The following is a 26,920-nucleotide window of genomic DNA, read 5'->3' on the forward strand; positions in this document are numbered from 1 at the left end:
CCTTCCTACGCCGCCTTCGAGTTGTATTGACACTGACTCAAGGCAGGTTTACGTTAACGTAAAGGTAAACGACCTAGCAAGAGCATTCCCATGGCCACGACCTACACCATCTCCGAGCTTGCCCGCGAACTGGACGTCACCACCCGCGCCATCCGCTTCTACGAGGAGCAGGAAATGCTCAGCCCCGAGCGCCGTGGCCAGGAGCGCGTCTACAGCGCGAAGGACCTGGTGGCGCTGAAGCTGATCCTGCGCGGCAAGCGCATCGGCTTCTCGCTGGCCGAGTGCAAGGAGCTGATCGACCTCTACGACCCCAGCAGCGGCAACACCAAGCAGCTGCAGACCTTCCTCGACAAGATCACCGCGCGCCGCGCACAGCTGGAACAGCAGTTGCTCGACATCGAGCAGATGAAACTGGAACTGGACACGGCCGAGGAGCGCTGCCTGGCGGCCATGGCCGAGACCGACAAACCCCGCAAGCAGCGCGTGCCGAGCTGACCTCGACGCCCTGCTCCGCTCTCTCATCAGATTACAAATACAAGTACAGGTGATTCCATGAGCTATCCCTCCCTCAACTTCGGCCTCGGCGAAACCATCGACATGCTGCGCGAGCAGGTGCAGGGCTTCGTCGCCAGCGAACTCGCCCCGCGCGCCGCGCAGATCGACGCCGACAACCTGTTCCCCATGGACATGTGGAAGAAGTTCGGTGACATGGGCCTGCTCGGCATCACCGTCGCTGAGGAGTACGGCGGCGCCAACATGGGTTACCTGGCCCACGTCATCGCCATCGAGGAGATCAGCCGGGGTTCGGCTTCGGTCGGCCTGTCCTACGGCGCGCACTCCAACCTGTGCGTCAACCAGATCAAGCGCAACGGCAACGCCGAGCAGAAGGCCAAGTACCTGCCCAAGCTGATCAGCGGCGAGCACATCGGCGCCCTGGCCATGAGCGAGCCCAACGCCGGCTCCGACGTGGTGTCGATGAAGCTGCGCGCCGAGAAGCGCGGCGACCGCTTCGTCCTCAATGGCAGCAAGACCTGGATCACCAACGGCCCGGACGCCAACACCTACGTCATCTACGCCAAGACCGAGCCGGAGAAAGGCGCCCACGGCATCACCGCGTTCATCGTCGAGCGCGACTGGAAAGGCTTCAGCCGTGGCAGCAAGTTCGACAAGCTGGGCATGCGCGGCTCGAACACCTGCGAGCTGTTCTTCGATGACGTGGAAGTGCCGGAAGAGAACGTACTGGGCGCAGTCAACGGCGGCGTGAAGGTGCTGATGAGCGGCCTGGACTACGAGCGCGTCGTCCTCGCCGGTGGCCCGATCGGCATCATGCAGGCCTGCATGGACGTGATCGTTCCCTACATCCACGACCGCAAGCAGTTCGGCCAGAGCATCGGCGAGTTCCAGCTGATCCAGGGCAAGGTCGCCGACATGTACACCCAGCTCAACGCCAGCCGCGCCTACCTCTATGCCGTGGCCCAGGCCTGCGACCGTGGCGAGACCACCCGCAAGGACGCCGCCGGGGTGATCCTCTACACCGCCGAGCGCGCCACCCAGATGGCCCTGGACGCCATCCAGATCCTGGGCGGCAACGGCTACATCAACGAGTTCCCCACCGGCCGCCTGCTGCGCGACGCCAAGCTCTACGAGATCGGCGCCGGCACCAGCGAAATCCGCCGCATGCTGATCGGCCGCGAGCTGTTCAACGAGACCCGCTGATCAGCCGGAAAGCACCCTCACCCTAACCCTCTCCCAAAGGGAGAGGGAACCGGGCGGTGCCGGCTGAAATCCCAGCGTTCCGATTGCGCCCCCTCTCCCTCCGGGAGAGGGTCGGGGTGAGGGGAAAGCCCCCGCGCCCAGCTCAACCTGATGGAGCCAACCATGGCCATCCTGCACACCCAGATCAACCCGCGCTCTCCCGACTTCGCCGCCAACGCCGCGACCATGCTGGAGAACGTCCAGGACCTACGCGCCGTCCTCGGCCGCGTCCATGAAGGCGGCGGCGCCGCCGCCCAGGCCAAGCACACCGCGCGCGGCAAGCTGCTGGTGCGCGAACGCATCAACCGCCTGCTCGACGCCGGCTCGCCCTTCCTCGAAGTCTCCGCCCTCGCCGCCCATGACGTGTACGGCGAAGACGTCGCCGCCGCCGGCGTGGTCGCCGGCATCGGCCGCGTGGAAGGCGTGGAATGCATGATCGTCGGCAACGACGCCACGGTGAAAGGCGGCAGCTACTACCCGCTGACCGTGAAGAAGCACCTGCGCGCCCAGACCATCGCCCAGCAGAACCGCCTGCCGTGCATCTACCTGGTGGACTCCGGCGGCGCCAACCTGCCGCGCCAGGACGAAGTCTTCCCCGACCGCGAACACTTCGGCCGGATCTTCTTCAACCAGGCCAACATGAGCGCCCAGGGCATCCCGCAGATCGCCGTGGTGATGGGCTCCTGCACCGCTGGCGGCGCCTACGTGCCGGCCATGAGCGACGAGACCATCATGGTGCGCAACCAGGCCACCATCTTCCTTGCCGGCCCGCCGCTGGTGAAGGCCGCCACCGGTGAAGTGGTGAGCGCCGAGGACCTGGGCGGCGCCGACGTGCACTGCAAGACCTCCGGCGTGGCCGACCATTACGCCGAGGACGACGAGCACGCGCTGGCCATCGCCCGCCGCTGCATCGCCAACCTCAACTGGACCAAGCAGGGCAAGCTCAACACCCGCGCCCCGCGCGCCCCGCTGTACGCCAGCGACGAGCTGTACGGGGTGATCCCGGTGGACAGCAAGCAGCCCTTCGACGTGCGCGAGATCATCGCCCGCCTGGTCGACGGCAGCGAATTCGACGAGTTCAAGGCGCTGTTCGGCACCACCCTGGTGTGCGGCTTCGCCCACCTGCACGGCTACCCGGTGGCGATCCTCGCCAACAACGGCATCCTCTTCGCCGAGGCCGCGCAGAAAGGCGCGCACTTCATCGAACTGGCCTGCCAGCGCGGCATCCCGCTGGTATTCCTGCAGAACATCACCGGCTTCATGGTCGGCCAGAAGTACGAGGCCGGCGGCATCGCCAAGCACGGCGCCAAGCTGGTCACCGCGGTGGCCTGCGCCCAGGTGCCGAAGTTCACCGTGATCATCGGCGGCAGCTTCGGCGCCGGTAACTACGGCATGTGCGGCCGCGCCTACGACCCGCGCTTCCTGTGGATGTGGCCCAACGCGCGGATCGGCGTGATGGGTGGCGAGCAGGCCGCCGGCGTGCTCGCCCAGGTCAAGCGCGAGCAGGCCGAACGCGCCGGTAACGCGCTGTCGGCCGAGGACGAGGCGAAGATCAAGGCGCCGATCCTCGAACAGTACGAGCGCCAGGGTCACCCCTACTACTCCAGCGCGCGCCTGTGGGATGACGGTGTCATCGACCCGGCGCAGACCCGCGACGTGCTCGGCCTGGCCCTCTCCGCCTCGCTCAACGCGCCTGTCGAAGCCACGCGCTTCGGCGTCTTCCGCATGTAAGGCCGCTGCCATGACCGACTATCAGACTTTCTCCTTCGAGAACATCGAGCTCGATATCGACCCGCGCGGCGTTGCCACTCTCTGGCTGAACCGCCCGGAGAAGAACAACGCCTTCAACGCCCAGACCATCGCCGAGCTGATCCAGGCGCTGGCTGCCGTGGCCAGCGACGAGCGCGTGCGCCTGGTCGTGCTGCGCGGCCGCGGCCGGCACTTCTGCGGCGGCGCGGACCTGGCGTGGATGCAGGAATCCGTGCAGCTGGACTACCAGGGCAACCTCAACGACGCTCAGCAGCTCGCCGAACTGCTCTACAACCTGCACCAGCTGAACAAGCCGACCCTCGCCATCGTGCAGGGCGCGGCCTTCGGTGGTGGCGTCGGGCTGGTGGCCTGCTGCGACATGGCGCTGGCCGCCGAGGATGCGCAGTTCTGCCTGTCCGAAGTGCGCATCGGCCTGATCCCCGCAACCATCGGCCCGTTCGTCACCAAGGCCATCGGCCAGCGTGCCGCCACCCGCTACGCCATGACTGCCGAACGCTTCAGCGGCCTGCGCGCCCGCGAACTGGGCCTGGTGGACGAGCACTACCCGGCCGCCGACCTGGATGACGAAGCCGACGCCTGGATCGCCAACCTGCTGAACAACAGTCCGGCGGCCCTGGTGGCCTGCAAGGCGCTGTTCCACGAAATCGGTGCCGGCGAACTCACGCCCGAGCGCCGCCGCTACACCGAAGCCGCCATCGCCCGCATCCGCATCAGCCCCGAGGGGCAGGAAGGCCTGCGCGCCTTCCTGGAAAAACGCAAACCGGCCTGGCAGGAGCAAGTCTGATGAAGAAGATCGATACCCTGCTGGTGGCCAACCGCGGCGAGATCGCCTGCCGCGTGATGCGCACCGCCAAGGCCCTGGGCCTGACCACCGTGGCCGTGCACAGCGCCACCGACCGCAACGCCCGTCACGTCGAAGAGGCGGATATCGCCATCGACCTGGGCGGCGCCAAACCCGCTGAAAGCTACTTGCGCGCAGACGCCGTGCTCGCCGCCGCGAAAGCCGCCGGCGCCCAGGCCATCCACCCCGGCTATGGCTTCCTTTCGGAGAACGCCGGCTTCGCCCGCGCCTGCGAAGAGGCCGGACTGGTGTTCCTCGGCCCGCCGGCCAGCGCCATCGACGCCATGGGCAGCAAGTCCGCCGCCAAGGCGCTGATGGAAACCGCCGGCGTGCCACTGGTACCCGGCTACCACGGCGAGGCGCAGGACTATGCGACCTTCCAGCGCGAGGCCGAGCGCATCGGCTACCCGGTGCTGCTCAAGGCTGCCGCCGGTGGCGGTGGCAAGGGTATGAAGGTGGTCGAGCGCGAGGCCGAACTGGCCGAGGCGCTGGAGTCCGCCCAGCGTGAAGCACAGTCGGGTTTCGGCGACTCGCGCATGCTGGTGGAGAAGTACCTGACCAAGCCGCGCCACGTGGAAATCCAGGTATTCGCCGACCAGCACGGCAACTGCCTGTACCTCAACGAACGCGACTGCTCGATCCAGCGTCGTCACCAGAAAGTGGTCGAAGAAGCCCCGGCTCCGGGCCTCTCCCTGGAACTGCGCCAGGGCATGGGCGAGGCCGCCGTGCGCGCCGCCCAGGCCATCGGCTACGTCGGCGCCGGCACCGTGGAGTTCCTCTACGACGAAGGCAGCGGCCAGTTCTTCTTCATGGAAATGAACACCCGCCTGCAGGTGGAGCACCCGGTCACCGAAGCCATCACCGGCCTCGACCTGGTCGCCCTGCAGATTCGCGTTGCCCGTGGCGAACCGCTGCCGATCACCCAGGAACAGGTGCCGCTGATCGGCCACGCCATCGAAGTGCGCCTCTACGCCGAAGACCCCGAGGGCGGCTTCCTGCCTGCCAGCGGCCACCTCGCGCTGTACCGCGAACCCGCTGCCGGCCCCGGCCGCCGGGTGGACAGCGGCATCCGCGAGGGCGACGACATCTCGCCGTTCTACGACCCGATGCTGGCCAAGCTGATCGCCTGGGGTGAGAACCGCGAGGAAGCCCGCCAGCGCCTGCTGTCGATGCTCGGCGAAACCGCCGTCGGCGGCTTCAAGACCAACCTGGCCTTCCTGCGCCGCGTACTGGCCCATCCGGCCTTCGCCGAGGGCGAGCTGGATACCGGCTTCATCGGCCGCTACCAGGATGACCTGCTGCCCGCGGCCACCGCCCTGCCCGAACGCTTCTGGCAGCTCGCCGCCGAAGCCTGGGTGCAGAGCGAAGCCGCCCGCGTGCGTGGCGACGATGCCCATTCGCCGTGGTCCGCCCAGAGCGGCTGGCGCAGTGGCCTGCCGGGGGAAACCGACCTTCACCTGCTGGCCAAGGGCGAGTCGCATGTCGTACGCCTGCGCCACGCCGACGGCCAGCGCATTGCGAATCTGGACGGCCAGTATCTGGACGTGAAGGACGGCGACATCCGCCGCCGTCACCAGGTCATCCGCCGTGGCGACAGCCTCTACCTGGAATGGAACGGTGAGCTGGTCAGCGTGCAACGCTTCGACCCGATCGCCGAGGCCGAAGCCGCGCACTCGCACCAGGGTGGCCTGGGCGCGCCCATGAACGGCAGCATCGTGCGCATCCTGGTCGAACCCGGCCAGAGCGTCGAAGCCGGCGCCGCGCTGGTAGTGCTCGAAGCGATGAAGATGGAACACAGCATTCGCGCGCCGCACGCTGGCGTGGTGAAATCGCTGTATTGCAGCGAAGGCGAACTGGTGTCGGAAGGTACGGCGCTGGTGGAACTGGAAGAAGCGTCGGAATAACGACCGAAAGCCCCTCTCCCCCGCCCTCTCCCTGAAGGGAGAGGGAGTATCCGTGCCACGCGGACCTTCCGCGTGAACCGGAAGCCTCCCGCCGCTCAGGACAGTCCCCTCTCCCTTCAGGGAGAGGGTTAGGGAGAGGGTGCCGAGCATTGCGCACCCTCCTCCACGGAACACTACGAGGACCGCAAATGACCCTGCCCCCATCCGTCCGCCTGGTCGAAGTCGGCCCGCGCGACGGCCTGCAGAACGAGAAACAGCCCATCGCCGTCGCCGACAAGGTGCGCCTGGTGGACGACCTCACCGCCGCCGGCCTGAGCTACATCGAGGTCGGCAGCTTCGTCTCGCCCAAGTGGGTGCCGCAGATGGCCGGCTCGGCGGAAGTCTTCGCCGGCATCCAGCAGAAGGCGGGCGTCACCTACGCCGCGTTGGCGCCAAACCTGAAGGGCTTCGAGGCCGCACTGGAATCGCAGGTGAAGGAAGTCGCGGTATTCGCCGCCGCCTCCGAGGCCTTCTCGCAGAAGAACATCAACTGCTCGATCAAGGAGAGCCTGGAGCGCTTCGTCCCGATCATGGAAGCGGCGCGCCAGCACGGCGTGCGCGTGCGCGGCTACGTCTCCTGCGTGCTCGGCTGCCCCTACCAGGGTGAGGTGGACGCGGAACAGGTCGCCGCCGTTGCCGCGGAACTGCACGCCATGGGCTGCTACGAAGTCTCCCTGGGCGATACCATCGGCGTCGGCACCGCCGGCGCTACCCGGCACATGTTCGAAGTCGTCGGCCAGCGCGTGCCGCGTGCGCAACTGGCCGGGCACTTCCACGACACCTATGGCCAGGCCACGGCGAACGTCTACGCGAGCCTGCTGGAAGGCATCGCGGTGTTCGACAGCTCGGTCGCGGGCCTCGGCGGTTGCCCCTATGCCAAGGGCGCCACCGGCAACGTCGCCACCGAGGACGTGCTCTACCTGCTTAACGGCCTGGGCATCCACACCGGCATCGACCTGGACCTGCTGATCGACGCCGGCCAGCGCATCTGCGCCGTACTCGACAAGCCCAACGGCTCGCGCGTGGCCAAGGCGCAGCTGTCCAAGCGCTGACAGGGATCCACGACACTCGTCGCAGACCGCAGGGCGCATAAAGCGGAACGCTTTATGCGCCGCCGAAGGATCGGCGGATAACGCCCTACCCGGCTGACCTCATCTCCACATCCCGGTACAGTGCGCCCTCTGCCCTCCTCGCGCACGGCCCACCGATGACCGATACCGACAGCCTCAAGGACTACCCCAGCGTCCGCCAACTGGCGATCCGCTCGCTGTTCGAGATCTTCGAGCAGTTCAGCGAAGGCACGGTGATAGTCGACCGCGAGGCGCGCATTGTCTGGATCAACCAGCGCTACGCCCAGCGCTTCGGGCTGGACAGCGCCGAGCAGGCCGTCGGCCGCCCGGTGGAGCAGGTAATCCCCGGCAGCCTGATGCGCGAAGTGGTCAGCAGCGGCCGGCCGATGCTGCTGGACATCCTCGACATGGCCAAGGACCCGCTGGTGGTCATGCGCGTGCCGATCCGCGACGATTCAGGCGTTGTCATCGGCGGCATTGGCTTCGCCCTGTTCGACGAACTGCGCGCACTCTCGCCGCTGCTCACCCGTTACCAGCGCATGCAGGCCGAACTGGCCTCGACCCGCTCGCTGCTGCAGGCGCGCCAGGCCAAGTACAGCTTCGCGCACTTCATCGGCACCAGCGCGGCCAGCCTGGAAGTGAAGCGCCGCGCCCGCCGGGGGGCCGCCAGCGAGGCGCCGATCCTGCTGCTGGGCGAGACCGGCACCGGCAAGGAACTGCTCGCCCATGCCATCCATGCATCTTCGCCACGCGCAGACAAACCCTTCGTCAGCCTCAACGCCGCCGCCATCCCCGAGACCCTGCTGGAAGCCGAGTTCTTCGGCACCGCACCGGGCGCCTTCACCGGCGCCGACCGCAAGGGCCGCGCCGGCAAGCTGCAGATCGCCCAGGGCGGTACGCTGTTCCTCGACGAGATCGGCGACATGCCGCTGACCCTGCAGAGCAAGCTGCTGCGCGTGCTGCAGGAAAAGGAATTCGAGCCGGTGGGCTCCAATGAGGTGCTGCGCAGCGACATCCGCCTGATTGCTGCCACCTCCATCGACCTCGACGCCGCCGTGCGCGAAGGGCGTTTCCGCGCCGACCTGTTCTACCGCATCAACGTCCTGCCCATCGAGATTCCGCCGCTGCGCGAGCGCCTGGAAGACCTGCCGGCGCTTTGCGAAGCCATCCTCGACGGCCTGCGCGACGACCGTCAGACCCTCTTCGAGCTGGATGCCGGCGGCCTCGCCCTGCTCGCCCGGCACGCCTGGCCGGGCAACGTGCGCGAACTGCGCAACCTGCTGGAGCGCACCGTGCTGCTGGGCGACCGCCCGCAGATCGACGCCGCCGGCCTGCGCTCCGCACTGGGAGAACTGCAACCGCTGCCGCCCGGCATGACAGCGCCGTCAGCCAGGCTGGGCGAAGGGCAGGATTTCTATGCGGCACGGGATGCCTTCGAGCGCGAGCTGATCGCCAACACCCTGGCCGAGCAGGCCGGCAACGTCGACGCCGCCGCGCAGCGCCTAGGACTGGGCCGCTCCACCCTGTACAAGAAGATGGCGGCGCTGGGTTTGCAACCCTGACCCGATAATCCCGAAACAGAGACAAGTCTCAAAAAAGAGACAGTTCGGTCTCTCCGCAAAATCAATGCCCCCTGGCAAAGCTTTGCGGAAATTCGTCTCCATTCAGAGACAGATACCATCTTCCGGCAGCCGTTATTCTAAAAATAAGACTTAAAAATCAGATAGTTACAATCCTGGCACGGTCCTGGCTATGTCACCTCTCGCGGCCTTCGCGCCGCACAGCCGACATAACAACAATCAACGCAGCCCGAACGCGAACAGACCCCAGCGGACACCACGGCTAGTCCCGCTTCGCACACGGCGCCGCGCCAGGAGATCACCGATGAGCCGCTCCACGCTCAATCATGCCGCCGTTCTGACCGCCCTCGGCTCCACCCTCGCCCTTTCGCCCCAGGCCTTCGCCGAATTTCTTGCCGACAGCAAGGCCAGCGTCGAACTGCGCAACTTCTACTTCAACCGCGACTTCCGCCAGGACAACGCCACGCAGTCCAAGCAGGACGAATGGGCCCAGGGCTTTCTGCTGCGCTACGAATCCGGCTACACCGAAGGCACCATCGGCGTGGGCGTGGATGCCCTCGGCCTGCTCGGCGTGAAGCTGGATTCCAGCCCCGACCGCGCTGGCTCCGGCCTGCTGCCGCGCGACAAGGACAAGGTCAACGGCGCGCCGGACGACTACAGCGAGCTGGGCCTGACTGCCAAGCTGCGCGCCTCCAAAAGCACACTGAAGATCGGCACCCTGCTGCCCAAGCTGCCCACTGTGCTGGCCAACGATTCGCGCCTGTTGCCGCAGACCTTCGAAGGCGCGCACCTGAATTCCGCCGAGTTCGCCGGCCTGACCTTCGACGGCGGTCGCCTGCGCCAGGTGAGCCAGCGCGACTCGTCCAACCGCGAGGACATGACCGTCACCAGCGGCAGCGCGCGCGGCATCGTCGCGACCGACACCAGCGACCAGTTCGACTTCGCCGGCCTGAGCTACAAGTGGACGCCGCAACTGACCACCGGCTACAGCTATGCCAAGCTCGACGGGCTCTACGACCAGCACATCGTCAACCTGGTGCACGTGCTGCCTCTCGCCGCCAGCCAGTCGCTGAAGACCGACCTGCGCTACGCGCGTTCCGACGACGACGGCCACAGCAACGTCGACAACCGCGCCTTCGGCGCGATGCTCACCTACACCCTGGGCGGCCACGGCTTCGGCGTCGGCTACCAGAAGATGAGCGGCGACACCGGCTTCGCCTACATCAGCGGTACCGACGCCTTCCTGGTCAACTTCGTGCAGATCGGCGACTTCGCCAACCGCGACGAGAAATCCTGGCAGGCCCGCTACGACTACGACTTTGGTGCCCTCGGGGTTCCTGGCCTGACCTTCATGACGCGCTACCTGTCCGGCGACAACATCGAGCTGGGTGCAGGCAAGCCCGAAGGCAAGGAATGGGAACGCGACACCGACATCGGCTACGTGGTGCAGAGCGGCCCGCTGAAGAACGTCGGCGTGAAGTGGCGCAACGCGACGGTGCGCTCCAGCCACTTCGGCAACGACCTGGACGAGAACCGCCTGATCCTCAGCTACGTGCTGCCGCTCTGGTAACCAACTGACCGCCTGACTCCTGATCGTCAAGCAAGCCCACTACAACAAGAACGACGCGCGGCTCCTGGCCGCGCGACAACTGGAGATACTTCGATGAGCGTGGTCATCGCCCTTGCGGCCCTCGCCCTGCTGATGCTCGCCGCCTACCGCGGCTACAGCGTGATCCTCTTCGCCCCCATCGCGGCACTGCTCGCGGTGCTGCTGACGGACCCTGCCGCCGTCGCCCCGGCCTTCACCGGGGTGTTCATGGAGAAGATGGTCGGCTTCGTCAAACTCTACTTCCCGGTGTTCCTGCTCGGCGCGGTGTTCGGCAAGCTGATCGAGCTGTCGGGCTTCTCGCGCTCCATTGTCGCCGCCGCCATCCGCCTGCTTGGCACCAGCCAGGCGATGCTGGTGATCGTGCTGGTCTGCGCCCTGCTCACCTACGGCGGCGTCTCGCTGTTCGTGGTGGTGTTCGCGGTCTATCCGTTCGCCGCCGAGATGTTCCGCCAGAGCAACATTCCCAAGCGGCTGATCCCGGCGACCATCGCCCTGGGCGCGTTCAGTTTCACCATGGATGCCCTGCCCGGCACCCCGCAGATCCAGAACATCATCCCCACCGCCTTCTTCAACACCACCGGCTGGGCCGCGCCCTGGCTGGGGCTGATCGGCAGCCTGTTCGTGTTCACCGTCGGCATGCTGTTCCTCCGTCGCCAGGCCGGCAAGGCGCGCGCCGCCGGCGAGGGCTACGGCAGCGAGTTGCGCAACGAGCCGGAAACCGCCGACGACATCCGGCTGCCCAACCCGCTGCTGGCGCTCTCGCCGCTGGTGCTGGTGGGCGTCGCCAACCTGCTGTTCACCCACTGGATTCCCCAGGTCTACGGCAAGACCCACAGCCTGCAACTGGCCGGCATGGCCGCGCCGGTGGCCAGCGACGTGGCCAAGCTGACCGGCATCTGGGCGGTGCAGGCGGCGCTGCTGCTGGGCATCCTGCTGGTGCTGGTGACCAGCTTCGCGGTGATCCGCAGCAAGCTTGCCGAGGGCAGCAAGACCGCCGTGGGCGGCGCGCTGCTGGCGGCCATGAACACGGCTTCGGAATACGGCTTCGGTGCGGTGATCGCCTCGCTGCCGGGCTTCCTGGTGCTGGCCGATGCGCTGAAGAAGATTCCCGATCCGCTGATCAACGAAGCCATCACCGTCACCACCCTGGCCGGCATCACCGGCTCGGCGTCGGGCGGCATGAGCATCGCCCTGGCGGCCATGTCCGAGCAGTTCATCGCCGCCGCCCACGCCGCCAACATCCCGCTGGAAGTGCTGCACCGGGTCGCGGCCATGGCCTCTGGCGGCATGGATACCCTGCCGCACAACGGCGCGGTCATCACCCTGCTCGCGGTTACCGGCCTGACCCACCGCGAGGCCTACAAGGACATCTTCGCCATCACCCTGATCAAGACCCTCGCGGTGTTCGTGGTGATAGGTACCTTCTACGCCACCGGGATCGTATAAGAATCCGCTTGTGGCTAGCTGCGCGTCGGCATAACTGCGTCAAAAGCAGGCGATGACTGCTCATTGACTACACGTCAACTCCGCGCCCTCGCCTGCTTGTTCCCTGTTCTGCTCCAGCTCGCAAGGCCACAAACGAATTCTGGGCAGTCCTGTGTATTGATAGTCGCAGCAATGCGGCCAACCCGTTCCAGAGGAGATTTGCATGACTCTCAAAGGCAAGACCGCACTGGTCACCGGCTCCACCAGCGGCATCGGCCTGGGCATCGCCGCGCGCCTGGCACAGGCGGGTGCCAACGTGGTGGTCAACGGCTTCGGCGATATCGACGCGACGGTACGCGAGCTGTCGGTACATGGCACACGCATCGGCCACCACGGCGCAGACATGGCGCAACCCGAGCAGGTTGGGCAGATGATCGAATACGTCGAGCGCGAGTTCGGCGGCCTCGACATCCTGGTCAACAACGCGGGCATCCAGCACGTCGCGGCGCTGGAGGAGTTCCCCGTGGAGCGCTGGAACGCGATCATCGCCATCAACCTCTCCTCGGTGTTCCACACCACCCGCCTGGCGTTGCCGGGCATGCGCCAGCGCGGCTGGGGGCGCATCCTCAATATCGCCTCGACCCACGGCCTGGTCGCCTCCGCCGGCAAGAGCGCCTACGTGGCCGCCAAGCACGGGGTGATCGGCCTGACCAAGACCACCGCCCTGGAAACCGCCACCAGCGCCATCACCTGCAACGCCATCTGCCCAGGCTGGGTGCTGACGCCGCTGGTGCAGCAGCAGATCGACGCGCGCATAGCGGCCGGTGTCACACCCGAACAGGCACGCCACGACCTGCTGGCGGAGAAGCAGCCGTCGCTCGACTTCGTCACTGCCGACCAGCTGGGCGAGCTGGCGCTATTCTTGTGTTCTGAAGCCGCCGCCCAGGTCCGCGGCGCCGCCTGGAACATGGATGGCGGTTGGGTCGCGCAGTGATCCACCCGCAGCGGCGAAGCACTTCCGGCGACGCTTCGTGTCAAGATGATGGGGGCCGCTGGTCGGCGGTGCCCACCGTTCCTTCGCTGGAGTCGTCGTCAATGAACCCACTGCTCTGGACACCCTCCCCCGAACGCATCGCCGCCACCCGGATGGACGCCTTCCGCCGCAAGGTGGCGCAGCAGCACGGAGTCGACCTGCCCGACTACGCCGCATTGCACGCCTGGAGCATCGCCGAGCGCGAAGCCTTCTGGCTGGCCATCATCGACACCTTCGGCGTGCAGTTCCACGAGGCACCCACGGCAGTCCTCGAGGAAGGCCCGGAAATGCCCGATGCGCGCTGGTTCCCCGGCGCCACCCTGAACTTCGCCGAACACCTGCTGCGCCGCCGCGACAACAAGCCGGCGCTGATCGCCATCAGCGAGGATGAGCGTCGCGAGGTGATCAGCCATGCCGAGCTGGCCGCCCAGGTCGCCGGCCTGCAGCGTGCCCTGCGCGAAGCCGGCGTGGGCGTCGGCGACCGCGTCGCGGCCTTCATGCCCAACACCTGGCAGACGGTGGTCGGCATGCTCGCCACCACCAGCCTCGGCGCCACCTGGTCGAGCTGCTCGCCGGACTTCGGCACCCATGGCGTGATCGACCGCTTCGGCCAGATCGAACCCAAGGTGCTGATCGCCTGCGCCGGCTACCGCTACGCCGGCAAGATGCTGGACCTCAGCGCCAAGCTCAACGAAATCCTCGCCCAGCTGCCCACCCTGGAGCAGCTGGTGATCGTCCCCTACGCCAACGGCCACGCGCGACGCAGCGACTTCCAGACGCCGGCGCTGGTCAGCCTCTGGCAGGACTTCTTCCACAGCGGCGGCGAGCCGGTATTCACCCCGGTGCCTTTCGACCACCCGCTGTACATCCTCTACTCCTCCGGCACCACCGGCGTCCCCAAGTGCATTGTCCACGGCGCCGGCGGCGTGCTGCTGCAGCACCTGAAGGAGCACGGCCTGCACGTCGATCTGGGCAACGACGACACGCTGTTCTACTACACCACCTGCGGCTGGATGATGTGGAACTGGCTGGTCTCGGGACTCGCCGTCGGCGCGACGCTGGTGCTCTACGATGGCTCCCCCTTCCACCCCGGCCCCGAGCGCCTGATGGACCTGATCGACGCGGAGAACATCAGCGTGTTCGGCACCAGCGCCAAGTACATCGCCGCACTGGAAAAGGCCAACGTGCGGCCACGCCAGAGCCACTCGCTGGAGCGTCTGAAGACCCTGCTCTCGACCGGCTCGCCGCTGGCCCACGAGAGCTTCGACTACGTCTACCGCGAGGTGAAGCCCGACCTCTGCCTGTCGTCGATCTCCGGCGGCACCGACATCGTTTCCTGCTTCGCCATCGGTAACCCGACCCTGCCGGTGTGGCGCGGGGAAATCCAGTGCAAGGCACTGGGTATGGCGGTGGAAGTCTGGGACGAGGCCGGCAGGCCGGTGCGCGGCGAGAAAGGCGAGCTGGTCTGTGCGCGGCACTTCCCGTCGATCCCGGCGGGCTTCTGGAACGACGAGAACAACGAGAGATTTCTCGATGCCTACTTCGCCACCTTCCCCGGCGTCTGGGCCCATGGCGACTACGCCGAGGAAACCGCACACGGCGGTCTGGTGATCCATGGCCGTTCCGATGCCGTGCTCAACCCCGGCGGCGTGCGCATCGGCACCGCGGAAATCTATCGCCAGGTGGAGAAGATCGAACAGGTGCTGGAGTCCATCGCCATCGGCCAGGAGTGGCAGGGCGACGTGCGCGTGGTGCTGTTCGTGCGACTGCGTGACGGCGTAGAACTGGACGAAGCGCTGCAGGAACGCATCCGCCAGACCATCCGCAGCAACACCACCCCACGCCACGTGCCGGCGAAGATTCTCGCAGTCGCCGACATCCCGCGCACCATCAGCGGCAAGATCGTCGAACTGGCGGTACGCAACGTGGTGCACGGCCAGCCGGTGAAGAACACCGACGCGCTGGCCAACCCGCAGGCGCTCGAGCTGTTCAGGGATCGGAAGGAACTGGAGAGTTGAGGTTCTCAGGTGACACCGTGCCGATGCACTCCCCTCACCCCAGCCCTCTCCCGGAGGGAGAGGGGGCAGATTGTGCCGGCTGACGCCATGGATGCTCACTACACCGAACGGTCCCCTCTCCCGCTTGCGGGAGAGGGTTAGGGTGAGGGGCTCTTGCTCTTGTAGGAGCAAGCTTGCTCGCGCGCCCTACACCGACAAATCAGAGTCGTAGGGCGCATAACCTGGAACAGGAGATCCGCCGGCAAATCCTGCGGCGGATAACGCTGGCGCGTTATCCGCCCTACCAGAGCGGCCCGAGCGTCAGCCAAGCAGTCACCGCCTGGATGCGTGGTCCGGGCGGCGCTGATCAGGCGTCGCCCAGCGACTCGGTGCCCAGCTCGTCCCACACCGCCTCGGCGAGGTGGAAGGTGGCGTTGGCGGCCGGGATGCCACAGTAGATCGCGCTCTGCAGCAGGACTTCCTTGATCTCTTCGCGGGTCACGCCGTTGTTGCGTGCGGCGCGCAGGTGCAGCGTCAGCTCGCCTTCGCGGTTCATGCCGATCAGCATGGCGATGGTGATCAGGCTGCGGGTGTGGCGCGGCAGGCCGGGACGGGTCCAGATGTCACCCCAGGCATGACGGGTGATCATTTCCTGGAACTCTTCGTTGAAGGCGTTGCGCTTCTGCAGGCTGCGGTCGACGTGGGCGTCGCCCAGTACCGCGCGGCGCACCTGCATGCCGGCTTCGTAGCGTTCTTTCTCGTCCATCTCTAACTCCTACAAGAGCAAAAGCGATCAGGCACGCAGGAAGTCCAGCACACGCTGGCTGAAGGCATCGCCGGCCTGCACGTTGGACAGGTGCGCGGCGCGGAACTCCACCAGCTCGGCGCCGGGAATGCGTGCCTGCAGGAAGCGGCCGTCCTCGGTGGTGGTCACCGGGTCGGCAGCGCCGCAGACCACCAGGGTCGGCGCAGTGATCGCACCGATCTCGCCACGAAAATCGGCATCACGCACAGCCGCGCAGTTGGCTGCGTAACCTTCCGGCGAGGTCTGCGCCAGCATGCCGACGATAGGCTCGACCTTGCCCGGCTCCGCCTCGGCGAAGTCCGCAGTGAACCAGCGCGAGATCGACGCGTCACGCAGGTTGCGCATAGCCTCGGCGCCGCCACTGAGCACGGTCTCGATGCGCGGGTTCCAGACTTCCGGGGTGCCGATCTTCGCGGCGGTGTTGCACACCACCAGACGCTCGATGCGCTCCGGTGCATGGATGGCCAGCCACTGGCCGATCAGGCCACCCATGGACAGGCCGCAGAAATGCGCGCGCGGGATGTCCAGCGCGTCCAGCAGGGCCAGCACGTCACGGCCGTTCTGCTCGATGCTGTACGGGCCGGGGGTGACCAGTGAGCCGCCGTGGCCACGGGTGTCATAGCGCAGCACGCGGAAGTGCTCGGCGAAAGCCGCGACCTGCGCGTCCCACATGTGCAGGTCAGTACCCAGCGAGTTGGACAGCACCAAAACCGGAGCGTCGGTGGGGCCTGAGAGTTGCGGCCCTTCAAGTAAGTAATTCAGGTCGCCATCGGCGAGATGTACGGCAGGCATGCAAGGCTCCTATGGGGATTCTTTGCGCAAGGAAAGTACTTGGTGTTCGGCCAGCGCGCGCTCGACCCAGCGGCGCGCCTGGCCCAGGTAATGGGCGGGATCGAGCAGGCGATCCAGTTCCCCGGCATTCAGTTGGGCGGCGACCTCGGCGTTGGCGCCGAGCACCGCGCGCAGATGTGCGCCCTCCTTCACCGCCTGCTTGCAGCACTGCTCCACCAGGTGGTGCGCGGCGTCGCGACCAATGCGCTGGGCCAGGGCGATGCTCACGGCTTCGGCGAGCACCAGGCCACGGGTCAGGTCGAGGTTCGCCAGCATGCGCCCGGCGTCGACCTCCAGGCCTGGCACCAGGCTCAGCGCCTGTTGCAACGCACCGGAGACGAGGCAGCACAGCTCCGGCAGGCTTTCCCATTCAGCGTGCCACAGGCCGAGGCTGCGCTCGTGCTCCTGGGGCATCGCGGCGAACAGGGTCGAGACCAGGCCCGGCGCGCGGGTGGCCGCGCCGATCAGCACTGCGGCGCCCACCGGGTTGCGCTTGTGCGGCATGGTGGAGGAACCACCCTTGCCCGGCGCGGAAGGCTCGAAGACTTCGCCGGCCTCGGTCTGCATCAGCAGGCTGAGATCGCGGCCCAGTTTGCCGAGGCTGCCGGCAATCAGGCCGAGCAGGCTGGCGAACTCCACCAGGCGGTCGCGCTGGGTGTGCCAGGGTTGTTCGGGGAGTTGCAGGTCCAGCTCTTCAGCCAGCGCGTCGGCCACGGCGAAGCCCTGCTCGCCCAGCGCGGCGAGACTGCCGGAGGCGCCGCCGAATTGCAGGCACAGCAGGCGCGGCTTGAGTTCGCTCAGCCGCTGGCGATGGCGGGTAATCGCACCCAGCCAGCCGGCGATCTTCATGCCGAGGGTGACGGGCGTGGCGTGCTGCAGCCAGGTGCGGCCGACCATGGGCGTGCCGGCGTGGGCTTGTGCTTTTACGGCGAGCGCGTCAGCCAGCCGGGCGAGGTCGCCTTCGAGCAGCTCGATGGCGCCACGCAACTGCAGGACCAGCCCGGAGTCCATGGCGTCCTGGCTGGTGGCGCCCAGGTGCACGTAGCGCTCGGCTTCGGCGTCTTCGGCGGCGATGCGCTTGCCCAGCGCCTTCACCAGCGGGATCGCGGAATTGCCGGCGCTGCAGATGGCCTGCGCCAGTGCGGCAAAATCGTAGAGTTCGGCGCGGCAGGCGGCGGCGATGGGCGCCACGGCGCTCGCCGGGATCACGCCCACACGGGCCTCGGCACGAGCCAATGCGGCCTCGAAGTCGAGCATGCCCTGCACCCGGCCGTGGTCGCTGAAGATCGCGCGCATGGCAGGCTGGGTGAAGTAGGCGTCGAACAGAAGGTGGGTGCTCACTGGGGTGGCTCCGGAGATCGGCGGGCGTTGTCGGACAGTATGACCGGAGAGCTGGCGTAGGGCGCATAACCTGGCACAGGTTATCCGCCGGCTACTCGACGGATAAGCGCTGGCGCGTTATGCGCCCTACGGTCTACACGGCTGAGCGATTACACGCGCTCGACGACCAACGCCACGCCCTGCCCTACGCCCACGCACATGGTGCACAGGCCGAGCTTGCCGCCGGACTTCTGCAGCTGGTGCACAGCGGTCAGTACCAGGCGCGCGCCGCTGGCACCCAGCGGGTGGCCGAGGGCGATGGCGCCGCCGTTGGGGTTCACCCGTGCGTCGTCATCGGCGATGCCCAGATCACGGGTCACCGCCAGGCCCTGCGCGGCAAAGGCTTCGTTCAGCTCGATGACATCGAACTGGTCGACCGACAGGTTCAGGCGCTCCAGCAGCTTGCGCACCGCCGGCACCGGACCGATGCCCATCACGCGCGGAGCGACGCCAGCGCTGGCCATGCCGAGCACTTTCGCCCTCGGCGTCAGGCCGTGTTTCTTCACCGCCTCGGCGCTGGCGAGGATCAGCGCCACGGCGCCGTCGTTCACGCCGGAAGCGTTGCCGGCAGTAACGGTCTTGCCTTCGCCGTTGACCGGCTTGAGCTTGGCCAGCGCTTCCAGGGTGGTGTCCGGGCGCGGGTGTTCGTCGGTGTCGACGACGGTCTCGCCCTTGCGGCCCTTGATCACCACCGGGACGATTTCCTCGGCAAAGTAGCCGTTGGCCTGGGCGACGCCGGCACGCTGCTGGCTGCGCAGGGAGAAGGCGTCCTGGTCAGCGCGGTTGACGTTGTAGTCATCGGCCACGTTGTCGGCTGTCTGCGGCATGGCGTCCACGCCGTACTGCGCCTTCATCAGCGGATTGATGAAGCGCCAGCCGATGGTGGTGTCCTCGATCTTCTGGCCGCGGCCGAAGGCGCTGTCGGCCTTGCCCATCACGTAGGGCGCGCGGGACATGGACTCGACGCCGCCGGCGATGACCAGCTCGGCCTCGCCGCTGGCGATGGCGCGGAAGCCGGTGCCTACCGCGTCCAGGCCCGAGGCGCAGAGACGGTTGAGGGTCACGCCCGGCACGCTTTCCGGCAGGCCAGCCAGCAGCAGCGCCATACGCGCCACGTTGCGGTTGTCCTCGCCGGCCTGGTTGGCGCAGCCGAGGTAGACCTCGTCCAGCGCGGCCCAGTCGACTTGCGGGTTACGTTCCAGCAGCGCCTTCACCGGCACGGCGGCGAGGTCGTCGGCGCGCACGCCGGAAAGCGAGCCGCCGAAGCGGCCGATGGGCGTGCGCACGGCGTCGCAGATGAAGACCTCGCGGCTCATTCCTCACCTCCCAGCTGGCCGTGGGCGGCGGCGGTGCGGGCTTCGAGGGCGCGCAGGGCTTCCAGCTCGACGTCGGTCGGCGCGACGGTCTCGGTCACCTGCTCGGCGAAGCGGATCGCCCAGCCGGTGTTCTCGACCACCTGCTCGCGGGTCACGCCCGGGTGCAGGGTGGTGACGATGAATTCGTTGCTGCCGGCTTCCGGCTCCATGATGCACAGGTCAGTGATGATCGCCACCGGCCCCTTGCCGGGCAGGCCGAGCTGCTGGCGGTGGTCGCCGCCCTCGCCGAAGCCGACCGAGGTGATGAAGGCCAGCTTGTCGACGAAGGTGCGGTGGGACTGCTTGAGGATGATCAGCACTTCCTTGGCGGAACCGGCGATCTCCGGCGCGCCGCCAGCGCCGGGCAGGCGCACCTTCGGCTTGTTGTAGTCGCCGATGACGGTGGTGTTGATGTTGCCGAAGCGGTCGACCTGGGCCGCGCCGAGGAAGCCGACGTCGATGCGCCCGCCCTGCAGCCAGTAGCGGAAAATCTCGCCGGTGGGCACCACGGTGTCCGCGGTTTCGGCCAGTTCGCCGTCACCGATGGACAGCGGCAGCACGCTGGGCTTGGCGCCGATGGGGCCGGATTCGTAGATCAGGACCACGTCCGGCGAGGCGGTCAGACGCGCGAGGTTGGCGGCCTTGGATGGCAGGCCGATGCCGACGAAGCAGACGGCACCGTTCTTCAGGCGGCGGGCGGCGGCCACGGTCATCATTTCATTGGTGCTGTAGGCGCTCATTACTTGGCCTCCGCGAGCTTGGCTTTGAACTCGTTGAAATCTTTCGTGCCGCGGATGTAGGTATCGATCCAGGCGTTGAAGGTGTCGCGGTCGCGGGCGATCGGGTCCCAGGCCTGGTAGAAGCGGTTGTCGCGCTCGGAGTAGCCGTGGGCGTAGGACGGGTGCGAACCGCCGGGCACCAGGCAGACGGCGGACAGCGCCCAGGTCGGCAGCACGCAGGAGTTCATCGGCGCATTCAGGTCGTCGACGATTTCCTCGACGGTGACGATGCAGCGCTTGGCGGCCAGGGCGGCTTCCTTCTGCACGCCAAGGATGCCCCACAGCAGCACGTTGCCCTTGCGGTCGGCCTTCTGCGCGTGGATCACGGTGACATCCGGACGCACCGACGGCACGGCAGCCAATTGCTCACCGGTGAACGGGCAGTTGATGAACTTGATGTTCGGGTTGACCTTCGGCAGGTCGGAACCGGCGTAGGCGCGCAGCACGGCGAACGGCAGGCCCGAGGCGCCGGCGACGTAGGAGTTGGCGAGGTCGGCGTGGCTGTGCTCGTCGATCTCCAGCTCCCGCGGCCAGCCCTTCTCCACCGCGTCACGCAGGCGATGCAGCGAACCGACACCGGGGTTGCCGCCCCAGGAGAAGGTCAGCTTGCGCACGCAGCCGGCACCGATCAGCAGGTCATAGACCAGGTCGGGGGTCATGCGCACCAGGTGCAGGTCTTTCTTGCCCTGGCGGATCAGCTCGTGGGAGGCAGCGGTCGGGATCAGGTGGGTGAAGCCTTCGAGCGCGACGGTGTCGCCGTCGTTGACGAAGCGCTCGACCGCTTCGCGGAGAGTCAGGAGTTCAGCCATGGTCGGTCTCGTTGTGTAGGGGTGCCGATGGGAAAACAGTACCGTCGGGGGGATGGACGAACAATGCGATAATCGACTATTGGTGCGAATATCGAACACTTCTCTTAGGGGGCTAACGGCTGGATTGCGGGGCGGATCGAGCGGAGCCAGGCCCGCCACAGCACGAGTTCCAGTGCAGCAGAGCGCTCTGGGTAGGATGGGTGGAGCGCAGCGATACCCATGCTGTCGGCGCACGGATTGATGGGTATCGCTGCGCTCCACGCCATCCTACGGCGGGGTTACCGGCAAGGCCGGACGTTGGCGGGGATCACGCTTCCTGCAGCGCGCGAGGGCGGTTGCTGCGGTCCTCGGCATCGACGGAAACCGCCTGCTGCAGCTGGAAGTCGAACTCGATCTCGGCGAAGCGCCCGTCCACACCACGCGCCTTGGCGGCAGCCGCGTCCTCGACAAAACGCACCTCGCCGATCAGCCCGTCTCGGGTGGCGTAGGCGAAGTCGTCCCACAGGTACTGGTCACCCGCGAGGTTGATCTGCGTGGTCAGGTGGCGATGCCCCGGCGCGGAGATGAAGAAGTGGATGTGCGCCGGGCGCTGGCCGTGGCGACCGAGCTGGTCGAGCAGCTCCTGGGTCGGGCCGTCCGGCGGGCAGCCGTAGCCGCTGGGCACGATGCTGCGGGCCTTGTAGCGGCCTTCGGCGTCGGTGACGATGCGCCGGCGCAGGTTGAACTCGGACTGGGTGCTATCGAAGTACGAGTAGGTACCCTGGGTGTTCGCGTGCCAGAGGTCGACCACGGCGCCAGCCAGCGGCTTGCCCTGCGGGTCGAACACGCGGCCGGAAAGGAACATCACGGTACCCGCGTCCTTGCCGTCGTCCATCCGCGCTTCGCCTTCGGACAGCGGCGCGCCGGCCACATACAGCGGGCCTTCGATGGTGCGCGGGGTACCGCCGCCGATGCCGGCAGCCGCGTCCTGGGCGTCCAGCAGCAGGTCGAGGTAGTGCTCGACGCCGAGGCCGGCGACGACCAGGCCGGCTTCCTGGCGGGAGCCGAGTCGGTTGAGGTAGTCCACCGCTTTCCAGAACTCGTCGGGGGTGACGTTCATGTCTTCGATCAGTTTCGCGGTGTCCTGCAGGATGCGCAGGACGAGGTTCTTCACGCGCGGGTTGCCCTGGTCATTCAGGGCGCCGCTGGCCTCTTCGAAGAACTTCTGGATGTCGGCAGTCTGGGAAATCTTCACGGTCATGATGCGATCCTCAAGTCTTGTTCTTGTTGATTCGTCCGGGACGTAAATCAGCGGTCGTCGGTATGGATCGAGGACGGATGGCGACAGAGCCCGTCGACCTCGATGTCCATGTAGGGGAACAGCGGCAGCTGCATCAGGGTGTCGTGCAGTTCCTCGACGCTGGCGAGGTCGAACACGCTGTAGTTGGCGTAGTGCCCGGCGATGCGCCACAGGTGGCGCCACTTGCCCTCGCGCTGCAGGCGCTGGGCCAGCTCCTTCTCGTCGGCCTTGAGCTGGGCGGCTTTCGCCGGGTCCATATCGACGGGCAATTTCACGGTCATCTTCACGTGGAACAGCATCGGGTCTTCTCCTCTATCGGGCAGTCGGAAAGGGTTGCAAATCAGTGGCGTCGGAAGCGCGCCAGGCGCTCCTCGTCGAGGGTCAGGCCCAGGCCGGGCGTGCGCGGAACGTGCAGCTGGAAGTCGCGGTAGACCGGCGCCTCGGTGACGATTTCCTCGGTGAGCAGCAGCGGGCCGAACAGCTCGGTGGCCCAGGTCAGCTTCTCCAGGGTGAGGAAGGCGTGGGCCGAGGCCAGGGTGCCGACCGCGCCTTCGAGCATGGTCCCGCCGTACAGCGCGATGCCGGCGGCTTCGGCGATCTGCGCAGTGCGCAGCACGGCGCGCGGGCCACCGTTCTTGGCGATCTTCAGGGCGAAGATGCTGGCGGCGCCGTCAGCGGCGAGGCTGAAGGCGTCGGCCACGCTCTCGATGGATTCGTCGGCCATGATCGGCGCCGGGCTGCGCTGGTTCAGGCGCACCTGGCCGCTGCGGTTAATCCGCGAGATGGGCTGTTCGATGAGGTCGATGCCGTTCTCGCCGAGCACCTGGCAGCCACGGACGGCCTGGGATTCGTCCCAGCCCTGGTTGACGTCCACGCGCACGCTGGCGCGGTCGCCCAGCGCCTTCTTGATCGCCACCACATGCTTGAGGTCCTGCTCCAGCGGGTTGGCGCCGATCTTCAGCTTGAAGATGCGGTGGCGGCGGATGTCGAGCATCTGCTCGGCTTCGGCGATGTCGCGGGCGGTGTCGCCGGAGGCCAGGGTCCAGGCCACTTCGAGACTGTCGCGCACGCGGCCGCCGAGCAGCTCGCTGACCGGCAGGCCGAGGCGCTTGCCCTGGGCGTCCAGCAGCGCGCTCTCGATACCCGAGCGGGCAAAGGTGTTGCCTTTGATCGATTTGTCCAGGCGCTGCATGCAGGCGTTGATGTTGCTGGCGTCCTGGCCCTTGAGTAGCGGCGCGAAGTGCGCGTCGATGTTGGCCTTGATGCTTTCCGGGCTCTCATTGCCGTAAGCCAGGCCGCCGATGGTGGTGGCTTCGCCAATGCCCTCGACACCGTCGGAGCAGCGCAGGCGGATGATCACCAGCGTCTGCTGCTGCATGGTGTGCATGGCCAGCTTGTGCGGACGGATGGTCGGCAGGTCGACGATGATCGACTCGATGCGTTCGATGACGGGGCTACTCATGGACGGCGTTCCGGTCTGGGATTTGTGGATGGGCCGGGCCGCACTGCGGCGATACCCGACAGGTGTTTTCACGATTGACGAAGGATTGCGCCGGGGCCTGCAGGCAGTCCAATATCGTTGCCATCTTGTTGCATACCCTGGAGGTATCATGGAACTGCGACACCTGCGCTACTTCCGCGAGGTGGCCGGCACCCTCAACTTCACCCGCGCCGCCGAGCGCCTGCACATCGCCCAGCCGCCGCTGAGCCGGCAGATCCAGCAGCTCGAGGAACTGCTTGGCGTGGCACTGCTGGAGCGTGGCCGTCCGCTGCGCCTGACCGACGCCGGGCGCTACTTCCACGAGCAGACCGGCACCCTGCTGGCGCAGCTGGAAAGCATCTGCGAGAGCACCCGGCGCATCGGCCAGGGCGAGCGCCAGTGGTTCGGCATCGGCTTCGCGCCCTCGACGCTGTACGACGGCTTGCCCGAGCTGATCCGCGAGTTGCGCGGCGACGCCGCTCTGGAGCTGGGGCTGCAGGAAATGACCACGGTGCAGCAGGTCGAGGCGCTGAAAAGCGGGCGCATCGACATCGGCTTCGGGCGCATCCGCATCGACGATCCGGCGATTACCCAGCAGGTCTTGCGCGAGGAGCCGATGGTCGCCGTGCTGCCGGCCGGGCATCGCCTGCTGGGTGCGCCGCTGAGCCTGGAACAGCTGGCCGGCGAGGACTTCGTGCTCTACCCCGCCAACCCGCGCCCCAGCTACGCCGACCACGTGCTCGCGCTGTTCGCCAACCACGGACTGAGCGTGCGCGTCGCGCAGTGGACCAACGAGCTGCAGACCGCCATCGGCCTGGTCGCCGCCGGGCTGGGCGTGGCGCTGGTGCCGGCGTCGGTGCAGCAACAGCACCGCGCCGACATCGGCTACGCCACGCTGACCGACGCCGGGGCGGTCTCGCCGATCATCCTCAGCCAGCGCCGCGGCGACGTCAGCGCGCCGCTGCAACGCTGCCTGCAACTGATCGGCGCAGACCTGCCGTAGGCGCATCATGGCGGTGCCTCAGCCCAGGTCGCCGCCACCCACCGGCAGGGTCACGCCGGTGATGTAGCTGGCTTCGTCGGAAGCGAGGAAGAGGATCGCGCCGACCTGCTCGTCGATGCTGCCGTAGCGCTTCATCAGGCTGCTGTCGAGGGTCTGGTCGACGATCTGCTGGTACCAGACCTTCTCCTGCTCACTCTGCTGCGCTGCGTTGCGCGGGATGCGCCGCGGCGGCGCTTCGGTGCCGCCGGGCGCGGTGGCGTTGACCCGCACGCCGCGCTCGGCGGTCTCGAAGGCCAGGCATGCGGTCAGCGCGTTCACCCCGCCCTTCGCCGCACCGTAGGGCACGCGGTTCACCCCACGGGTGGCGATGGACGAGACGTTGACGATGGCGCCCGCGCCCTGCTCGAGCATCGGCACCAGCGCGGCGCGGCAGCACCACAGGGTGGGGAACAGCGAGCGGCGCACCTCGGCTTCGATCTCGTCCTCGGCGTAATGCTCGAAGGGCTTCGCCCAGATGGTGCCGCCGACGTTGTTGACCAGGATGTCGAGGCGGCCGAAGCGCGCCAGCGCCTGATCGACTACACCCTGGCAGTCGGCAAAGCGCTCCAGGTCGGCAGTCAGGGTGAGCACTTCGCCGTGCTGGCCGAGGGCGTCCTGCAGTTCGTGGACGATTTCCGAGCGGTCCACGGCGATGACCCTGGCGCCCTCTTCCACCAGCCGCTCGGCGACGCGCCGGCCGATACCCTGGGCGGCGCCGGTGACGAGGGCAACCTTGTTGTCGAAACGGGACATGACGTTCTCCTGTCAGTGTGCGGCCACGAGCCCGCCCGAGGGCTTCTCGCTGCCGCGGATAAGGGCCACGGCGATCAGCGCCAGCAGCAAGGGAACGGCCAGCGCCAGGTAGAAACCGGCGACGCCGCCCCATTCGAGGAAGGTTCCGCCCAGGGCGGAACCGATGATGGCGCCCACCCGGCCCAGGCCGATGGCCCAGCCGGTGGCGGTGGCGCGCAGGCTGGTCGGGTAGGCCGAAACCACCAGGTAGTTGAGGGCGATCTGCTGCCCGCCAATGCCCAGGCCCGCGGCGCCGACCAGCAGGAACACCAGCGCCCAGTTGTCGCCGCTCAGGGACAGGCCAAGGCTGACCATCACGCCGAGGGCGAACAGGCCGAGTAGCACGTTGCGGGTGTTCAGGCGCGGCAGCAGGATCGACAGCGGGATGGCGCAGAGGATGAACACCGCATTGACCGTGACGGTGCCCAGCGGCGCCTGCTCTACCGGCAGGCCGGCGGTCTTCAGCACGGTGGGCAGCCAGGAGAGGAACATGAACCAGGCCACCCAGTTGAACAGGTAGGTCAGCCACACGGCGAGGGTATTGCGCGCCAGCCCCGGCCCGAACAGGGCGCGTACGCTGGTGCGGGTGGCGGCTTCCGGCACGCTGAAGCGCACGTCATCGGCGAGCGTCCGCGAACTGATCCGCGCGAGAATGCGGCGCACCTGCGCCGTCTCGCCCGAGCGGGTGGCCAGGAACTGCAGCGACTCCGGCAGCGCGAAGTACAGGCCGACCAGCAGCACCAGCGGCAGCAGCCCGCCTGCGAGGAAGATGCCCTGCCAGCCGATCAACGGCATGAGCTGGGCAGCGAGCAGCCCGCCGAGCATGGCGCCCGCCGGAAGGCCCAGCAGAATGCCGGTGACGATGGCGCCACGCAGGCGCGCCGGACCGTACTCGGAGGCCAATGCCAGCAGCACCGGCGTGGCGCCGCCCATGCCGAGGCCGGCGAGGAAGCGCAGCACCAGGATCTGCTCGGCACTGCTGGCGAAGGCCGTGGCCAAGGTCGCGAGGGCGAACAGAGCGACCGCGCCCATCACCGTCGGGCGGCGACCGAAGCGGTCACCGAACAGCCCAAGCGCCATGGCACCCAGGGCCATGCCGACGATGCCGGCGCTGAGGATCGGCGCCAGGCCACCGGTGGAAAGCTGCAGGGTCTCGATGATCGCCGGGCCCGTGTAGGCAATGGCCTGGGTATCGAAGCCATCGAAGATGGCGACCAGGAAACACAGGGCGAACACGCGCCACTGGAAGGAACTCAAGGCGGCGTGATCTATCACGTCAGGTATGTTGCACGTCTGGCTCATGTGGGTCTCCGCTGCGAGGGCAATGCCTCGCTGATTGTTGTTA

General features: G+C 67.3%; 23 protein-coding genes. 12 read left to right on the plus strand and 11 right to left on the minus strand.

From position 1 onward, the window contains the following. The first annotated feature begins 90 nt into the window (after positions 1 to 90). The 11 genes from IB256_RS23780 to IB256_RS23830 all read left to right on the plus strand — a co-directional run bounded on the left by IB256_RS23780 (position 91) and on the right by IB256_RS23830 (position 15,044). Complete coding sequence (locus IB256_RS23780; RefSeq protein ID WP_192296281.1) at positions 91 to 495, plus strand: MerR family transcriptional regulator; 405 nt, start codon at positions 91 to 93, stop codon at positions 493 to 495. A gap of 57 nt (positions 496 to 552) precedes the next feature. Beyond that, entirely contained in the window at positions 553 to 1,716 is a 1,164-nt protein-coding gene (locus IB256_RS23785) for an isovaleryl-CoA dehydrogenase (RefSeq protein ID WP_024765596.1), read from the plus strand. 162 nt (positions 1,717 to 1,878) lie between these two features. Beyond that, positions 1,879 to 3,486 (plus strand): carboxyl transferase domain-containing protein, encoded by a 1,608-nt coding sequence (locus IB256_RS23790; protein WP_192404341.1) that lies wholly within the window; start codon positions 1,879 to 1,881, stop codon positions 3,484 to 3,486. A gap of 10 nt (positions 3,487 to 3,496) precedes the next feature. Continuing rightward, on the plus strand, positions 3,497 to 4,309 hold the full coding sequence (locus IB256_RS23795; RefSeq protein WP_192404343.1) for a gamma-carboxygeranoyl-CoA hydratase: 813 nt from the start codon (positions 3,497 to 3,499) through the stop codon (positions 4,307 to 4,309). Beyond that, the gene (locus IB256_RS23800; RefSeq protein ID WP_192404345.1) at positions 4,309 to 6,270 is read left to right on the plus strand and encodes an acetyl/propionyl/methylcrotonyl-CoA carboxylase subunit alpha; all 1,962 of its coding nucleotides are present in this window, start codon (positions 4,309 to 4,311) and stop codon (positions 6,268 to 6,270) included. Before IB256_RS23795 ends, IB256_RS23800 begins: the two co-directional genes overlap by 1 nt. Positions 6,271 to 6,458: 188 nt before the next feature. Beyond that, positions 6,459 to 7,361, plus strand: a complete 903-nt coding sequence (locus tag IB256_RS23805) for a hydroxymethylglutaryl-CoA lyase (protein ID WP_192404347.1) — start codon at positions 6,459 to 6,461, stop codon at positions 7,359 to 7,361. 155 nt (positions 7,362 to 7,516) lie between these two features. Next, on the plus strand, positions 7,517 to 8,941 hold the full coding sequence (locus IB256_RS23810; protein WP_192296277.1) for a sigma-54 interaction domain-containing protein: 1,425 nt from the start codon (positions 7,517 to 7,519) through the stop codon (positions 8,939 to 8,941). 322 nt (positions 8,942 to 9,263) lie between these two features. Next, positions 9,264 to 10,529, plus strand: a complete 1,266-nt coding sequence (locus IB256_RS23815) for an OprD family porin (protein WP_192404349.1) — start codon at positions 9,264 to 9,266, stop codon at positions 10,527 to 10,529. Between the two features lie 93 nt (positions 10,530 to 10,622). Next, the gene (locus tag IB256_RS23820) at positions 10,623 to 12,014 is read left to right on the plus strand and encodes a GntP family permease (protein ID WP_138216252.1); all 1,392 of its coding nucleotides are present in this window, start codon (positions 10,623 to 10,625) and stop codon (positions 12,012 to 12,014) included. Positions 12,015 to 12,216: 202 nt separating this feature from the next. Further along, positions 12,217 to 12,987, plus strand: coding sequence for a 3-hydroxybutyrate dehydrogenase (locus IB256_RS23825; protein WP_192404351.1), 771 nt, complete (start codon positions 12,217 to 12,219; stop codon positions 12,985 to 12,987). 101 nt (positions 12,988 to 13,088) lie between these two features. Further along, positions 13,089 to 15,044, plus strand: coding sequence for an acetoacetate--CoA ligase (locus IB256_RS23830; RefSeq protein WP_192404353.1), 1,956 nt, complete (start codon positions 13,089 to 13,091; stop codon positions 15,042 to 15,044). A gap of 346 nt (positions 15,045 to 15,390) precedes the next feature. Here the strand turns inward: IB256_RS23830 and pcaC are convergent, their stop codons facing one another. The 9 genes from pcaC to IB256_RS23875 all read right to left on the minus strand — a co-directional run bounded on the left by pcaC (position 15,391) and on the right by IB256_RS23875 (position 23,723). Next, complete coding sequence (pcaC, locus tag IB256_RS23835; RefSeq protein ID WP_045208224.1) at positions 15,391 to 15,789, minus strand: 4-carboxymuconolactone decarboxylase; 399 nt, start codon at positions 15,787 to 15,789, stop codon at positions 15,391 to 15,393. A gap of 27 nt (positions 15,790 to 15,816) precedes the next feature. Next, positions 15,817 to 16,620, minus strand: a complete 804-nt coding sequence (gene pcaD, locus IB256_RS23840) for a 3-oxoadipate enol-lactonase (RefSeq protein ID WP_192404355.1) — start codon at positions 16,618 to 16,620, stop codon at positions 15,817 to 15,819. Positions 16,621 to 16,629: 9 nt separating this feature from the next. Further along, a complete protein-coding gene (locus tag IB256_RS23845; protein ID WP_192404357.1) occupies positions 16,630 to 18,000 on the minus strand; it encodes a 3-carboxy-cis,cis-muconate cycloisomerase in 1,371 nt (456 codons plus the stop codon). A 149-nt stretch (positions 18,001 to 18,149) separates the two neighbouring features. After that, positions 18,150 to 19,355 (minus strand): 3-oxoadipyl-CoA thiolase, encoded by a 1,206-nt coding sequence (gene pcaF / locus IB256_RS23850; protein ID WP_192296270.1) that lies wholly within the window; start codon positions 19,353 to 19,355, stop codon positions 18,150 to 18,152. After that, positions 19,352 to 20,134, minus strand: coding sequence for a CoA-transferase subunit beta (locus IB256_RS23855; protein WP_138216258.1), 783 nt, complete (start codon positions 20,132 to 20,134; stop codon positions 19,352 to 19,354). The genes pcaF and IB256_RS23855 overlap by 4 nt, the downstream gene beginning before the upstream one ends. Beyond that, complete coding sequence (locus IB256_RS23860; protein ID WP_081516604.1) at positions 20,134 to 20,982, minus strand: CoA transferase subunit A; 849 nt, start codon at positions 20,980 to 20,982, stop codon at positions 20,134 to 20,136. Before IB256_RS23860 ends, IB256_RS23855 begins: the two co-directional genes overlap by 1 nt. A gap of 307 nt (positions 20,983 to 21,289) precedes the next feature. Next, positions 21,290 to 22,222, minus strand: coding sequence for a catechol 1,2-dioxygenase (gene catA / locus IB256_RS23865; protein ID WP_192404359.1), 933 nt, complete (start codon positions 22,220 to 22,222; stop codon positions 21,290 to 21,292). 47 nt (positions 22,223 to 22,269) lie between these two features. Next, positions 22,270 to 22,560 carry a muconolactone Delta-isomerase gene (catC, locus tag IB256_RS23870; RefSeq protein WP_081516603.1) on the minus strand — a complete coding sequence of 97 codons (291 nt, stop codon included), beginning with the start codon at positions 22,558 to 22,560 and terminating at the stop codon, positions 22,270 to 22,272. Between the two features lie 41 nt (positions 22,561 to 22,601). Beyond that, positions 22,602 to 23,723, minus strand: a complete 1,122-nt coding sequence (locus IB256_RS23875) for a muconate cycloisomerase family protein (protein ID WP_192404361.1) — start codon at positions 23,721 to 23,723, stop codon at positions 22,602 to 22,604. A 148-nt stretch (positions 23,724 to 23,871) separates the two neighbouring features. On the opposite strand from IB256_RS23875, the gene IB256_RS23880 reads away from it, so the two are divergent. Further along, positions 23,872 to 24,744 carry a LysR family transcriptional regulator gene (locus IB256_RS23880; RefSeq protein ID WP_192404363.1) on the plus strand — a complete coding sequence of 291 codons (873 nt, stop codon included), beginning with the start codon at positions 23,872 to 23,874 and terminating at the stop codon, positions 24,742 to 24,744. A gap of 18 nt (positions 24,745 to 24,762) precedes the next feature. On the opposite strand, the gene IB256_RS23885 is transcribed toward IB256_RS23880, so the two are convergent. Both IB256_RS23885 and IB256_RS23890 read right to left on the minus strand, forming a co-directional pair. Continuing rightward, positions 24,763 to 25,536, minus strand: a complete 774-nt coding sequence (locus IB256_RS23885; RefSeq protein ID WP_192295491.1) for a 1,6-dihydroxycyclohexa-2,4-diene-1-carboxylate dehydrogenase — start codon at positions 25,534 to 25,536, stop codon at positions 24,763 to 24,765. Positions 25,537 to 25,548: 12 nt separating this feature from the next. Then, complete coding sequence (locus tag IB256_RS23890) at positions 25,549 to 26,877, minus strand: MFS transporter (RefSeq protein WP_192295490.1); 1,329 nt, start codon at positions 26,875 to 26,877, stop codon at positions 25,549 to 25,551. Between the last annotated feature and the right edge of the window lie 43 nt (positions 26,878 to 26,920).

The sequence above is a fragment of the Pseudomonas sp. PDM17 genome (assembly GCF_014851985.1).
In the GTDB taxonomy this organism is placed as follows: Bacteria; Pseudomonadota; Gammaproteobacteria; order Pseudomonadales; family Pseudomonadaceae; genus Pseudomonas.

Coding starts and splice junctions, on each gene's coding strand:
- IB256_RS23885 (WP_192295491.1), bottom strand. CDS start 25,536: ATGTCCCGTTTCGACAACAAGGTTGCCCTCGTCACCGGCGCCGCCCAG.
- pcaD (WP_192404355.1), bottom strand. CDS start 16,620: ATGCCTGCCGTACATCTCGCCGATGGCGACCTGAATTACTTACTTGAA.
- IB256_RS23810 (WP_192296277.1), top strand. CDS start 7,517: ATGACCGATACCGACAGCCTCAAGGACTACCCCAGCGTCCGCCAACTG.
- IB256_RS23825 (WP_192404351.1), top strand. CDS start 12,217: ATGACTCTCAAAGGCAAGACCGCACTGGTCACCGGCTCCACCAGCGGC.
- IB256_RS23855 (WP_138216258.1), bottom strand. CDS start 20,134: ATGAGCGCCTACAGCACCAATGAAATGATGACCGTGGCCGCCGCCCGC.
- IB256_RS23890 (WP_192295490.1), bottom strand. CDS start 26,877: ATGAGCCAGACGTGCAACATACCTGACGTGATAGATCACGCCGCCTTG.
- IB256_RS23805 (WP_192404347.1), top strand. CDS start 6,459: ATGACCCTGCCCCCATCCGTCCGCCTGGTCGAAGTCGGCCCGCGCGAC.
- IB256_RS23875 (WP_192404361.1), bottom strand. CDS start 23,723: ATGAGTAGCCCCGTCATCGAACGCATCGAGTCGATCATCGTCGACCTG.
- IB256_RS23795 (WP_192404343.1), top strand. CDS start 3,497: ATGACCGACTATCAGACTTTCTCCTTCGAGAACATCGAGCTCGATATC.
- pcaF (WP_192296270.1), bottom strand. CDS start 19,355: ATGAGCCGCGAGGTCTTCATCTGCGACGCCGTGCGCACGCCCATCGGC.
- IB256_RS23830 (WP_192404353.1), top strand. CDS start 13,089: ATGAACCCACTGCTCTGGACACCCTCCCCCGAACGCATCGCCGCCACC.
- IB256_RS23815 (WP_192404349.1), top strand. CDS start 9,264: ATGAGCCGCTCCACGCTCAATCATGCCGCCGTTCTGACCGCCCTCGGC.
- IB256_RS23880 (WP_192404363.1), top strand. CDS start 23,872: ATGGAACTGCGACACCTGCGCTACTTCCGCGAGGTGGCCGGCACCCTC.
- catC (WP_081516603.1), bottom strand. CDS start 22,560: ATGCTGTTCCACGTGAAGATGACCGTGAAATTGCCCGTCGATATGGAC.
- IB256_RS23820 (WP_138216252.1), top strand. CDS start 10,623: ATGAGCGTGGTCATCGCCCTTGCGGCCCTCGCCCTGCTGATGCTCGCC.
- IB256_RS23800 (WP_192404345.1), top strand. CDS start 4,309: ATGAAGAAGATCGATACCCTGCTGGTGGCCAACCGCGGCGAGATCGCC.
- IB256_RS23780 (WP_192296281.1), top strand. CDS start 91: ATGGCCACGACCTACACCATCTCCGAGCTTGCCCGCGAACTGGACGTC.
- IB256_RS23785 (WP_024765596.1), top strand. CDS start 553: ATGAGCTATCCCTCCCTCAACTTCGGCCTCGGCGAAACCATCGACATG.
- IB256_RS23860 (WP_081516604.1), bottom strand. CDS start 20,982: ATGGCTGAACTCCTGACTCTCCGCGAAGCGGTCGAGCGCTTCGTCAAC.
- pcaC (WP_045208224.1), bottom strand. CDS start 15,789: ATGGACGAGAAAGAACGCTACGAAGCCGGCATGCAGGTGCGCCGCGCG.
- catA (WP_192404359.1), bottom strand. CDS start 22,222: ATGACCGTGAAGATTTCCCAGACTGCCGACATCCAGAAGTTCTTCGAA.
- IB256_RS23790 (WP_192404341.1), top strand. CDS start 1,879: ATGGCCATCCTGCACACCCAGATCAACCCGCGCTCTCCCGACTTCGCC.